Here is a 12,850-nt window from a genome sequence, read left to right on the forward strand (position 1 = left end):
TGGCTCAGGCGAGGCTGGTGATGCGGTCGGTGGTGTACGTCTGGCCCCTCATGCCGGCGTCGGCCTGGGCCTGGGACTCCGAGGAGTTGTCCACCTTCCGGATCTCCGCGATGCGCTCCTGCTCATGCTCATCGAACCCGTTGACGGCCATACGCATGACGTCTTCCAGGTCGACGAGGTTGTCCTGGAGCTTCTTGAGGTGGACGTTCACCTCTCGCTGCACCCTGTCGTACTCCTGGCTCGCCGCGCCCTGCCAGCCGCCCTGAATCATGTCCACCACGGTGTTGAGCGACGTCACTCGACGGCTCACCTCGACGTGGAAGTTCTGGATCTTGTTGGCCAGCGCGATGAGTTGGTCATTCTCGCGTTTCTGGTCCACAGCCCCACTCACAGGTTCCACCCTCCTCTTGATGTGGCGGCGGTTCTTTGACCGCCGCGACCCGTCCATCGAGGCCGCAACCCCAGATGGTCAAGGCGGGCAAGAAACACCGCGATCGCCGCGCCGCGCGCTGCCGCAGTGCCACACCGCCCCCGTGCCGTACCACCCACGTGATACCGCATATCACTCTAGTCACTTGGCCTGACGCTTCCAACTGCAAAGTTGTAACGGGGCAGTTCAGGGGTGACTCAGAGGTCGGGCAGGTATCCGGACAAGAGCCGCACCAGGAACGCAGGGGGGCGGACGGGGGTGAGGTGTGGGTTGCGGAGTGTGACTGGGCGGCGTCCTTGTTGTCGGTCACGGATGTGTCACCGCACAAGTACTGTGAGTCCGTAGCTCGTTCGTACGTCGGGAAGGGACCGCGCCGTCATGGCCGATGGGCTGGACAAGGATGTCGAGAAGGCACTCAAGGAACGCAAAGAGCGCGAGAAGGACGAGCTGTACGCGCTCGACATCTCGGGGGTGGAGTGGCACAGCGCGCCGGGTACCGAGGAGCATGAGGAGCGGGTGGAGATCGCATACTTGCCCGAGGGTGCCGTGGCCATGAGGTCGTCGCTCGATCCTGGCACCGTGCTGAGGTACACCGAGGCGGAGTGGCGGGCCTTCGTGCTTGGGGCGCGGGACGGGGAGTTCGATCTGGAGCCGGCGCCTCACAACGGCGGGCTCGATCGAGGGGGCAATACAGCCCATCAGTGAGTGTGGGGTGGGGTGAGTGCAGCGACGTGGAGTGGTGATGGCGGCGCGGTGATCATGGCGCCGTAGCTGCGGTCCTGGGGTCGGTGGCCGTGTCTTCGGGCCCCGGGCACCCGCCTCACGTACCGGGTCGCACGCTCGCGATGCCCAGAACCAGCCACTCCCACCTCTTCTGTTGACCGTCGCCCGGGCCCGTCGCCGCCCGGGCGCCGAAGAAGAGGCGGCCGTTCTGGACGCGGACGTCGACCAGTTTCGGGGTCGCCAGGATGGTCGCCTCGATGGGGAGGCCGAAGTAGAAGTAGGGCGTTTCCCTGCCGGTTCGGGGGTCGATGGCGACAAGGCCGTAAGGCCTGATGTTGTCGGTGCTCTCCCGGTAGGCAAGGAGTTGGTCGCCGCTCATGCGGAGGGGATGGAGGAGTTGGTTGTGGCCCGACTCGAACTTCCTCGTCGTCTTCCCCGTTACGACGTCGAACCCGATGATCCAGTTGGAGTTCGCCTCGGCGGTCTGGTCCGGGTCTTCCCTGCTCTCCAGGAAGACCTGACCGTCTCCGACCACCACTGAGGGACAGTCGTCGCTGGTGTCGTAGTTCGTCTGATCGGCGCAGTCGGCGACATAGGTGCCGTTGCCGAGGCGGATCGTGGCGCGGTACCCGCCGTTCTCGTCGAGTGTGATCAGGTCGGTGATGTCCACGTCGCCCGCCGCGATGCCGAGGACGACCGGTTCGCTGGAAATCAGGAAGACGCTCCGGACGCCCTTGCTGACGTTGTACGTCCACTCCACCTCGCCGGTACGCGAGTCCACCTTCCGGATCCGGAACGACGCGTCGAACGTCTTGTCGGCGGTGCAGGTGTCGCGGATCAGCAGTCCCTTACCACCGGCGCTGCCCGTGTCCCGGCAGCCGTCGGTGCGGCGCTTCTTCCAGAGTTCCTCGCCGGTGGCCATCTCGTACGCGCTCGACCCCTTGCTCCACGTCACGGCCACGGTGCCGCGGGTCAGGGTGACGCTGGGCATGATCTCCGCGTAGTGCGGTGTGCCCGTCGAGGGGAGGGCCTTCTGCCAGAGTTTCCGGCCCGTATCGAGGTCGACGAACGCCACGTGGTCGCAGAGAGCCTTCTCCCCCGAGTCCGCCCTGTACAGCACCGCCGTACGGCCGTCGGCGGTCACGTGAGGCGTCGTACCGCAGATCGGACCGTTCAGCCGGACGCTCCAGACCTCGTCGCCCGCCACCACGTCCTTGCCTATCTCGAAGCCCAGAAGAGTGCGGTTGATGCTCTTGGCAAGGATCTTGTCCGTGGCCCACATCCCCGGCATCTCGTATCGCTCGCCCGGGCTCATGTCGTCGACGGAGAAACGGAACGCCATCCGTCCGCTGGTGGTGCGAGGGGGCTTCTCGACCGTTTCCCGGACGTCGTCCGGGTGCTGGGAAGCGGCGGTCGGCTCGGAGTCCGCGGGGGTGGCATCGTCGTCGTTCGCGTGCACCAGGAGCGCCGCGCCGACGCACAGCGCGGCGACCACGGCGGTCGCCACGGACCCCAGCAGCCTCATGCGTCGTCGGCGCGCCGTCCGCGCCGTGTCGGCGGACGCGGTGTACGGGGACGGAGGTGGCCCGAAGGTCATGCTCAGGCGTCCTTTCCGTTGCGGCGCCGACGCAGATCGCGGAGCACGACCGCCGTGCCTGCGATGACCGTGACCACGGCCGCGGTGAGGCCAAAGGCGTAGGTGGCGTAGCGCTCGTCGCGTTCGTGCGGGGTCTCGGCGAGGGAGAAGCGGGCGGTGTCGGGGGCCGGCGCCTTGGACACACCGGGGTCCGGAGTCGGCGACGAGGGCGGGTCGGTGAGGTCGGAGTCCTGGACGGCGCGGACCGGGTCGACGACTCCCCAGCCGACGAAGTTGTCGTGGCCGTTGACGGCGCGTTCGGCGGTCTGCTCGATCTGGGTCACGATCTGGGCGGTCGACCAGTCCTCGTGCTTCTCCTTGAGGAGTGCGGCGACGCCGGCGACGAACGGGGCGGAGAAGCTGGTGCCGTTGTCCGTGCACTGGCCACCGCCCGGAACCGTGGACACGATGTCGACACCGGGGGCCGCCACGCCCACGAACTCACCTGCCTGGGAGAAGGAGGCCCGTTCGTTGTTGCGGTCCGAGGAGGCGACCGCGAGGACGCCGGGGAAGGCCGCCGGGTAGGTGTTCTTGTAGGCGCCGTCGAGGCCGTCGTTGCCCGCGGAGGCGACCACGACGACGTCCTGGGCGATGGCGGCGCGTACCGCCTGGGCAAGCGTGGACGTGCCGGACAGGGGCTTCGTCGTGTCCTGGGAGATGTTGATGACGTCGGCGTCCTGGGAGACCGCGTAGGTGATCGCCTCCGCCATGGAGTCCGAATCACCGCTGTTCTCGGCGTCGTTCTGGCGGATCGGGATGATCGTGGCGTTGGGGGCGAGGCCCACGAACCCGGTGCCGTCGTGCGGCCGGGCCGCGATGATGCCCGCGACCTTCGTACCGTGTCCCTCCCGGTCGTTCGTGGGATCGGCGCCCTTGCCCTTGGCCAGGAAATCACGCCCGGCCGCTCTGTCGACCGCCGTCTTCAACTGCGGGTTGCTGTCGTCGACTCCGGTGTCGATGACCGCCACGCGGATGCCCTTGCCTTTTTCGGTGCCCTGCCAGAGCTCGTCGAGGAGCACGCGTTGCAGCGCCCAAGGAGTGCCTTTGATCTGTTTGGCCGGGAACGTGCACTCACCACTGCCGGCGAGTCGTACGTGCGCGTCGGGCGCCTCCGGGCAGGCCCCGGGCGGAGCGGTGCTCAGCACGGTCAGCAGTACGGCCGCGGCCGGCAGAGTTGTCTTCTTCGGCGACACCTGTACGTCGCTCCCGTCCTTCTGTGGTGTGGGCCGCTGCGGGGTGGTGCGCAGGCGCTCGTCTTCACGAACCCTGCGGTTGGCGGGCGCTGTTGGTGTCGAGGCGGGGGCCTTTGGCCAGGAACTCCGACCAGACCAGCGGGACCTTCGCCGGTCGGACGTTCTCGTAGCCCAGCTTCACCTGGGCCTCGCTCGGCTCCGGCGTTCCGTCCGGTGTCTTCGGCTTGCTGTCCGTGCCCACACCGGAGCGCTCGCTGTCGCTGTCGCCGTTCGCCTGGACGGCGTACCTGAGGCCGGTGTCCGTCACGAGGAAGAGTGACCCCGAGTCGCTGTCGGTGCCCTGGATCTGTGTGTAGAGCAGTCCCGTTCCCGGGGTGACGTACGTGCTCGTGCCGCCCGCGGCGATTTCGGCGGGGTATTCGGTGCCCGCCCAGGTCTGGAGGGTCGTGCCGTTGCCTTCGTCCACATCCCGCAGGACACTGCACACGGTGTTGCGCCCGGAGTCCGCGGAGGCGGAGTTGACCATCGAGGCGCGCCGCGTCGGCCAGTTGGCCGGCTGGCCGCCGAAGGGGGCGCTGTCGGCTGTGAAGTCCTGGAGGCCCACCCTGGCGGCCTCGCCGTTCATGTTGAGGAGGGCGGTCCGGGGCGAGTTGATCAGCAGCCAGGCGGTGAACTCGCTGATGGGCTTCACCTGGCCCGGCAGCACGACGTAGTACTTCTCGCCCTCGCCCGTCTCCGTCACGAGCACCATGCCGACCTTGTTCTCGTCGTCGGAGAGCTGGCCCTGGACCCCGGCCGGAGAGCCGACGCCGGAGGGGAGTTCGGGGAAGGAGATCGGATCGCCCTTGTGCAGGGTGCCGATCCATTCCTTCGTGACGAGCTGCGGCTGCTTGGAGCCCACGAGCGCGTCCGTCAGCTTCCGGTCGTCCGCTTCGGTCGCCGCCCCGGCGACGGGGTACGCCTTCCCAGCGGCGTCCACCAGATAGCGTTCCCCGGTACGGGTCTTGACGTACAGCACCTCACCGCCGGAGAGGCGTTCGGAGCCGTCCGTCTTCTTCACGTCCCGGTCGGCTAGGACGAACGTGGCCTCCTGGACCGTGCTGCCCTTGCCGCCGGGCTGCTCGCAGACCGCCCACCGCTTGGCCTTGCCCGCCTCGTCGGCGGTCGGCAGCCTGTCCGGCGCGTAGGGGATGCCGAGGATCGGGCCGCGGGGCGGCTTGCCCGAGTCGAGGATCTTGTCGCTGATCTGGACGACCTGGTAGTCAGCGCCGTTCATGAGCAGTCGGGCGGAGGCCAGGTTGAGGACGGGGTGCAGGCGGGTGGTCCCGTCCGTCTTGAGGACGACATAGCGCGTCGTGGACTGCTTGCCCACGATGACTCGCGTGCCCGGCTGGTTCCAGTCCTTGGGCGCGGTGGGCTGGAACATGCCCCAGGCGCCGAAGACACCCAGGACGAGGGCGCCGGCGATCAGGCTGGGTACGACGGCCCGCAACGGCTTGGGAGCCCCTTCCTCCGAACCCCAGGGGGATGGCTGGAGAAAAGCCGCGAGAGTGCGCCGCTTCGCGAACGTGTAGGCGTTGAGTTCATCCCGCCGTGATGCCATGAGTGCCTGTGTCTCCCCGTACCGCGCCCGGGGGCCGATGCCCCCGCCCTCCGCTGTCAGACGGCCCCTACTATGCCGGTTGAGCCGTCGCACGTGTGGGGCGGGTAGGGTTCGTTCCACATTGAGGCCGCTGTCAGGTGGGTCGTTTCAGGTGACTACGGGGGGTTTGCAGCAATGGCTTCCGCAAGCCGGACGCGATCACGATCACGTACAGAGGCGGCCGGCCCTCGTTCCGCTCCTTCCACCCCGCCCGCGTCCTCGCCCACGGTGACGACGACATCGGCTCCCGGTCCGTTCGCACCGCATCTGAAAGCCGGGTCAGGGCACTTCGGGGCGTTCCGGTTGCAGCAGGTTCTTCTCGTCGAAGCGGCCGTCGCGGTGTTGCTCGTCGGCTGGGCCGTGCACCCCTTCGCGCTCCTGCCCGCGGCCGTCGTCGCGGTCCTGCTCGTGCTGCTCGCCGTGGTACGTCGCCGGGGGCGATCACTGCCCGAATGGCTGGCCACGGCACGGGCGTTGAAGGCGCGGCAGCGCAAGGCAGCCGACACGGTGATACCGCCCGGGACCGAGCCCGGGCTCGCGCCCGCGGTGGAGTGCGATCCGACACTGCGCACCTACGCGTACGGCGGACGGGACCGGCGGAGTGTCGGGATCATCGGGGACGGGACGTTCGTCAGCACCGTGTTGCAGGTCGAGGCGGACGCGACGGCGCTGCGTGCGGACCGGAGCCGGCAACCGCTGCCGCTGGGGCTGGTGCGGAACGCGCTGGAGGTGGACGGGATCCGGCTGGAGGGGGCGCAGATCGTGCTGCACACCCAGCCGGCGCCCGCGATCCAGTTGCCGCAACAGTCGGTGGCCGTCAGCAACTACGCGCCGTTGCAGGCCCAGACGGGCACACCGGCGATCCGGATCACCTGGATCGCTCTGAAGCTCGATCCCGAGTTGTGCCCGGAGGCCGTGGCAGCGCGCGGGGGTGGCCTGACGGGGGCGCAGAAGTGCGTGGTGCGGGTCGCGGACCATCTGGCCAGCCGACTGACCGGGTCCGGGTTCCGGACGACCGTACTCGACGAGCAGGAGCTGATCGCCGCCGTCGCCACCTCCGCCTGCGCCAATCCCCTGGTGACGGCCGAGGCGGGACGTACGGAGACTCCGCAGCGGCGGACCGAGGAGACCGGGCGCAACTGGCGGTGCGACAACCGTCGCCACACCACCTACTGGGTGCGCAAATGGCCACAGTTGAACGGCCGGGATCCCTCGCTTCCGCAGCTCGTGGGGCAGCTCACGGCCATACCCGCGCTCGCCACCACGTTCAGTCTGACCTTGGCACGCGGGGTGCGGCAGGAGGTGACGGTCACCGGGCATGTGCGGGTGACGGGGCGCGGCGACGACGAACTCGTCGCGGCCCGGCGGGCGCTCGAGCACGCTGCCCGGCAGGCCGGGACGGGTCTCGCGCGGCTCGACCGTGAACAACTACCAGGAGTCCTCGCCACACTGCCCCTGGGAGGTGTCCGCTGATGACCATGACCGGTACGGACCCCTACGCGCCCGATTCCAGCGCCGCTGCCTCCGGTTCCGTCGCCCCGGAGCCTTCCGTGGGTGAGCGGGTGCGTGAGCGGCTGCGCTCCGGATTCGGGCTGATCGGGCCCCGGCACGGGCGGCACGCGCTGTCGATCGAGCAGTTCGACTCGCTCGCGCTGCCCGTCGGGGACGACGGTGTGGTCATCGGCGTCGACGCCGAGAGCCGGCCCGCCGTCCTCGGAATCAACCGGCCCACCCCCTACGACGTCGTCCTGATCGGTGGGCTGTGGACCGCCCAGGTCCTCGCCCTGCGCGCGGCGGCCACCGGGGCGAGGGTCGCGGTGGAGACCGGGCGGGCACAGTCCTGGATGCAGCTCGTGCACGCCATGGGTGGTGGACACAACGGTCTGGCCGTGTACGACGTAGGGCGGGTGCCGCCGCAGGGCGCGTCGGCCGGAGGTCCCGTGCTCGTGGTGCGTGACTGCGGTATGCGTCCGCCACGCGGTCGGGTCGTCGCCGGGCCCTGGCAGTCCGTACTGACGCTGCTGCCCTACCTCAGCCCGGTCGCCCCCCGGCTCATCCGGCAGGCTCGCCTCGTCGGTGTGCAACGGGTCTCACCCGACGAGGCGGCGGAGTTGGGGCGCACCATGGCCCTGCCCCGGGCGGACGTCGATTCGCTGCCTACGCTCGCCGACGGTGTCACCCTCTGGTGCGCCGACCGCGACCGGCAGTACGTGATGACGCAACCGACCGACGCCGAGACCGGTTTGCTGGGTACGCCCAGACGGATGGACTGACGGGTGCGGTGATCTCGGCGTGCCATTCCGTTGACCGTTCGGCTCCGGTCGCCGTTCGACTCCGATGGCCGTTTGAGGGCCCGGTGCCCGCTTGGGCCCGTTGACTGTCGTGGGCTGCCGGTTCGGTCCCCTCCCTCTTTCCCTTTCGAGTTGTTCAGCCGCAATGCCCTTCTTGTTCATACTTGTTGGGGATGCGTGCGCCGTCTCGGGGCCCGGTGTGACGGAGCGGGCGGGCGCGGAGGGGTGGACGGGCCTGCCGTCGTTGCGCTTGTGGTGATTAGGCTGGGACCGGGGGCGCACATCACGACGTCACGACGACACGACTCGAACGACCGCAACGGTCGGCCCCGGCACGGCTTTGAGGGTGCTCGACCACACCAGGAGGAATTGTGAACAGCGATCGGGACGGGATCCGCGGGGGCTGGGCCACACCCGGCGATGACCAGTCCGACGCGGAGTCCGCCGTCGAGGCGACGGGCGAGTTCACCATCGACTACGCGCCACCTGCCTGGTACACGCAGAACGCCTCGTCGACAGCAGGCGGTTCGGAAGCGGGGCCGGGTGCCGACACCGGGGCGGACGCGGGGAGCGTTCCTCCTGTCGTCGGTTCCGCCACGGCTCCGGCCGCGCCGCCGGTCGGCCCTCCCGTCGGCATCCCGGGCGCGTCGGGTGCCGGTCCGGGCGGCACTGTGCCGCCTCCGTGGCCTCCGGTGGCCGCCGCGCCCGAGGCCGGTGTCGACAACGGGGACCTCGAGAGTGGCGCGACCATGCGGATCTCGGCGGCAGCGTTGAAGCGTGACATCGCGGACGCGGCCGCGGCCCAGGCGGGCTCCGCCGGGTCCGCCGGGTCCGCCGATGCGGGTGCGGCTGCGAGTGCGAGTTCCACTGCGGGCGCTGGGGCCGGTGAAGGTGGCGACGCTGCTTCGGATGGTCAAGTGACCGCCGGTGATTTCCAGTCGCACTCGCCGCAGGCGGAGGGGGGTGCCGATGCCGATGTCCCCGGCACGGGATCCGTGGGCGGTGAGGGCGACGGTGCCGGCGCCGGTGACCGGCTCGTCGGCGCTGAGGAAGTGAGCGTGGCTGGTACGGCTGCTGCGGCAGACGCGAATGCGCAGGAGCAGACCGTTGGTGCCGCCACGTCCGGTGAGGAGCCGGACGTGCAGGTCAGTGACGGTGAGAGCGACGAGAGTGCGGCGAGCGGCGACGCTTCGGCTGGCCCGGATCCGGCCGCTGGTGGACATATCGGTGCCGGTCCTGGTGCTGGTGCTGGCACAGGTGCTGCTGAGGGCGAGCAGTCCGATGGTGCCGAGGAGTCGGATGTCGTCCCCGACGGGGCCGAGACGGCGGATGCCGTTCGCCAAGAGGGCGGTCCGCAGAGTGCCGTTACGGGCGCGGCCCCTGGCCAGAGCACCGCTCCGCAGGACACCCCTGACCAGGGCTCCGTTCCGCAGGACGCAGCTCCTCATGACGCCGCCCCTCAGGGCTCCGTCCCTCAGCACTCCGTCCCTCAAGACGTCGCTCCCGACGTCACCGAGCCGACCGCTCCCGCTCCCAGCTCAGCCGAGCCCCAGGCCGCCGCTCCAACGGCTTCCATGCCTCAGGGTGCCGCGCCTCCGCCCGGCGCCCCTCAGCACGCTCAGGGCGCTCAGGGCGCCCCCGCAGGCGTGCCGCAGACTCCTCCCGCCTGGACGCCGCCGCCGGCCCAGGGGGAGCTTCCACCATTGCCGCCCGCTTTCCAGCGTGCTGAGCCCAGCGCTCCTGCCCCGGCGGGGCAGTGGCCCCCTGCCGCGCCTGCGGCGCAGGGCGCGCCGCCCGTGCCGCCTCAGCAGCCGTTCCACCCTCAGGCCCCCCAGGGCGCGCCCTCGGCGTGGGGCAACCCGGCCGAAGCCTCGTCCGGAGCGCCCGGCGCCCCGCCCTCGCCCGGCGCTCCCGAGGCCTCCGGTACGGCGGCGGCTCCCGCCCCCGGCCCGACGCCTCCGCAGGCTCCCGGCTACGGCTTCCCGCCCGGCCCCGTCCCCCCGCAGGCGCCCATCCCCCAGCAGGGCGGTTACGGCTTCCCGCAGCCGCCCACGCCGCCGGGCCACCCCGGCGGTGCCGCCCCGACCGCACCCCCGGCCCAGCCCACCCCGGGTTATGGATTCCCGCCCCCGGGCGGTCCCGTACCCCCGCACGCACCCGTCCCCCAGCAAGGCGGCTACGGCTTCCCCCAGGCCCCCGTTCACCCCGCCCAATCGGGCACGTCGAACGCACCGGGCGCGCCCGCTCCCGGCCCCGCAGCCCCTCAGGCCCCCGGCCCGCAGGCCGGCTACGGCTTCCCGCCCGCCGGCGCTCCCGGCACACCTGACGCCCAGGGCCAGAGCGGCTACGGCTTCCCCCAGCCCCCCGGCCAACCGCAACCCCCGTTCCCGGGTCAGCCCAGCCAGCCCGGACAGCCCGGCCACACGAGTCAGCCCGGCCAAGCAGGCCACCCCGGTCATCCCGGCGGTCACGCCCAACCCCCCGCCCCCGTCGACCCCCGCACCGGCGCCGCCTGGCCGCAGCCCGTGCAGCACGATCACCGGCAACCCACCAACCCGGGTGTGGCGCCCCTCGGTTACACGGCGGCCGTGGAGCTGTCGTCGGACCGGCTGCTGAACAGCAAGAAGCAGAAGGCCAAGAGCAGTCGTCCGGCGTCGGGCGGTGGACTGTTCAAGCTCGGTGGGAAGAAGGAGGAGGCCGAGCGGCAGCGGAAGCTGGAGCTGATCAGGACGCCCGTGCTGTCCTGCTACCGCATCGCGGTCATCAGCCTCAAGGGTGGCGTGGGCAAGACGACGACCACCACGGCCCTCGGTTCGACGCTCGCCACCGAGCGGCAGGACAAGATTCTCGCGATCGACGCCAACCCGGACGCCGGAACCCTCGGCCGCCGGGTACGCCGCGAGACCGGCGCCACCATCCGTGACCTGGTCCAGGCGATCCCGTACCTCAACTCGTACATGGATATCCGGCGGTTCACCTCGCAGGCTCCCTCGGGTCTGGAGATCATCGCCAACGACGTCGACCCGGCCGTCTCCACGACGTTCAACGACGAGGACTACCGGCGTGCGATCGACATCCTCGGCCGGCAGTATCCGATCATCCTGACCGACTCGGGTACGGGTCTGCTGTACAGCGCGATGCGCGGGGTGCTCGACCTCGCCGACCAGCTCATCATCATCTCGACGCCGTCGGTGGACGGTGCGAGCAGCGCCAGTACGACGCTGGACTGGCTCTCCGCGCACGGGTACCAGGACCTGGTGGCACGTTCCATCACGGTCATCTCCGGGGTGCGCGAGACCGGCAAGATGATCAAGGTGGAGGACATCGTCTCCCACTTCGAGACACGGTGCCGAGGTGTCGTCGTCGTGCCCTTCGACGAACACCTGGCCGCCGGTGCCGAGTTGGACCTCGACATGATGCGGCCCAAGGTGCGGGAGTCGTACTTCACGCTCGCGGCCATGGTGGCCGAGGACATCGCCCGCCATCAGCAGTCGCACGGTCTGTGGACGTCGGACGGCAACCCTCCACCGGTCGCCGCCCCGCCCATGCCCGGCCAGCAGATGCCGGGCCACCCGATGCCCGGTCAGCCGACGCCCGGTCAGCAGCCGTATCCGCCGCAGCAGCAGGGGCAGCCGTACCCCGGTCAGCCCTACCCGGGGCAGCCGGGCCCCGGCCAGGCCCCGCAGCCCTACGGCCAGCCCGGTCAGCCCGGCTACCCCGGACAGCAGGCCCCAGGGCAGCCGTACCCTCCGCAGCAGGACCAGGGCCAAGGCCAAAACCAGGGCCAGCCCTATCCTCCGGCACCGCCCCAGCAGTAACCCGCACGGCAAAGGGCCCGTACCGTTCCTGGATCCACGAACGGTACGGGCCCTCGGCGTGTCCTTGGCGTGTCCTCGGCGTGTCCTCAGCGCATCCGGTCAGAGACGACCCGGCTGGACCTGGGGGCTACTCCGCCTCGAACGCAGCGATCAGCTCACGGCACTTCTTCACGTCGTCGCCCATCGCCACGAGCAGCGCCTCCAGCGAGTCGAACTTCGCCTGGCCGCGCACGAAGGCGAGGAAGTCGACGGCGACATGGAGGCCGTAGAGGTCGAGTCCGACGCGGTCGATGGCGTATGCCTCGACCGTGCGCTCGGTGCCGTCGAACTGGGGGTTCGTGCCGACGGAGATCGCGGCGGGCATGGCCTCGCCGTCGACGTGCAGCCAGCCGGCGTAGACGCCGTCGGCGGGGATCGCGGTGTGCGGGAGGGTCTCGACGTTGGCCGTAGGGAACCCCAGTTCGCGGCCGCGCTGGGCGCCGCGGACGACGACGCCTTCGACGCGGTGGGGGCGGCCGAGGATCTCGTGGGCGCCCTCGACGTCGCCTTCCGCGACCAGTCGGCGGGTCAGCGTGGAGGAGAAGGGCTGACCGCCGCCCGCCTCGCCGGTGACGAACAGGTCGACGACCTCGACGTCGAAGTCGTACGTCTTGCCCTGCTCGGCCAGGAACGCGACGTCTCCGGCGGCCTTGTGGCCGAAGCGGAAGTTGGGGCCCTCGACGACCGCCTTGGCGTGCAGCTTGTCGACCAGGACCTTCACGACGAAGTCGGCCGGGGACAGCCGGGAGAACTCGGTGGTGAACGGCAGGATCAGGACCGCGTCCACCCCCAGCTCGGCCATCAGTTCGGCGCGGCGGTGGTGCGGGGCGAGCAGCGGGGGGTGGCTGCCGGGGCGCAGGACCTCGCTGGGGTGCGGGTCGAAGGTGACGGCGACGGTGGGAACGCCCAGCTCACGCGCGCGCTCCACGGCGTGCCGGAGGATGAGCTGGTGCCCGCGGTGCACCCCGTCGTAGGAACCGATGGTGACGACGCTGCGCCCCCAGCCCTCGGGGATGTCCTCCAAGCCACGCCAGCGCTGCACTGTGACCGCTCCTCGTCGAACCTGTGTCCGTGGTTG

At 70.4% G+C, this 12,850-nt stretch carries 9 protein-coding genes and 1 pseudogene; 5 read left to right on the forward strand and 5 right to left on the reverse strand.

From position 1 onward, the window contains the following. Positions 1–4: 4 nt before the first annotated feature. Positions 5–391, reverse strand: a complete 387-nt coding sequence (locus ACFY9I_RS35885) for a WXG100 family type VII secretion target (RefSeq protein ID WP_391009629.1) — start codon at positions 389–391, stop codon at positions 5–7. A 417-nt stretch (positions 392–808) separates the two neighbouring features. On the opposite strand from ACFY9I_RS35885, the gene ACFY9I_RS35890 reads away from it, so the two are divergent. Next, positions 809–1,135: a DUF397 domain-containing protein gene (locus ACFY9I_RS35890; RefSeq protein WP_391009632.1), complete on the forward strand. Its 327-nt coding sequence runs from the start codon at positions 809–811 to the stop codon at positions 1,133–1,135. A gap of 115 nt (positions 1,136–1,250) precedes the next feature. Here the strand turns inward: ACFY9I_RS35890 and ACFY9I_RS35895 are convergent, their stop codons facing one another. The 3 genes from ACFY9I_RS35895 to eccB form a co-directional block, all read right to left on the reverse strand. After that, positions 1,251–2,750 (reverse strand): PQQ-binding-like beta-propeller repeat protein, encoded by a 1,500-nt coding sequence (locus ACFY9I_RS35895; RefSeq protein WP_391009634.1) that lies wholly within the window; start codon positions 2,748–2,750, stop codon positions 1,251–1,253. A gap of 2 nt (positions 2,751–2,752) precedes the next feature. Continuing rightward, complete coding sequence (gene mycP, locus ACFY9I_RS35900; protein WP_391009637.1) at positions 2,753–3,982, reverse strand: type VII secretion-associated serine protease mycosin; 1,230 nt, start codon at positions 3,980–3,982, stop codon at positions 2,753–2,755. A 64-nt stretch (positions 3,983–4,046) separates the two neighbouring features. Continuing rightward, a complete protein-coding gene (gene eccB / locus ACFY9I_RS35905) occupies positions 4,047–5,585 on the reverse strand; it encodes a type VII secretion protein EccB (RefSeq protein WP_391009640.1) in 1,539 nt (512 codons plus the stop codon). Positions 5,586–5,759: 174 nt separating this feature from the next. On the opposite strand from eccB, the gene eccE reads away from it, so the two are divergent. From eccE to ACFY9I_RS35925, 4 genes and pseudogenes are all read left to right on the forward strand, one after another. Beyond that, entirely contained in the window at positions 5,760–7,097 is a 1,338-nt protein-coding gene (gene eccE / locus ACFY9I_RS35910; RefSeq protein WP_391009643.1) for a type VII secretion protein EccE, read from the forward strand. A 5-nt stretch (positions 7,098–7,102) separates the two neighbouring features. Further along, complete coding sequence (locus ACFY9I_RS35915; protein WP_391009833.1) at positions 7,103–7,897, forward strand: hypothetical protein; 795 nt, start codon at positions 7,103–7,105, stop codon at positions 7,895–7,897. 389 nt (positions 7,898–8,286) lie between these two features. Continuing rightward, positions 8,287–8,418: pseudogene (locus ACFY9I_RS35920) on the forward strand (SCO5717 family growth-regulating ATPase); the annotation flags it as partial. 246 nt (positions 8,419–8,664) lie between these two features. After that, complete coding sequence (locus ACFY9I_RS35925) at positions 8,665–11,733, forward strand: AAA family ATPase (protein WP_391009836.1); 3,069 nt, start codon at positions 8,665–8,667, stop codon at positions 11,731–11,733. 127 nt (positions 11,734–11,860) lie between these two features. Here the strand turns inward: ACFY9I_RS35925 and ACFY9I_RS35930 are convergent, their stop codons facing one another. Further along, positions 11,861–12,814, reverse strand: coding sequence for a bifunctional riboflavin kinase/FAD synthetase (locus ACFY9I_RS35930; protein ID WP_391009646.1), 954 nt, complete (start codon positions 12,812–12,814; stop codon positions 11,861–11,863). Positions 12,815–12,850 lie beyond the last annotated feature (36 nt).

Origin of the sequence: Streptomyces sp. NPDC012510 (genome assembly GCF_042955065.1) — a bacterium.
GTDB lineage: Bacteria > Actinomycetota > Actinomycetes > Streptomycetales > Streptomycetaceae > Streptomyces.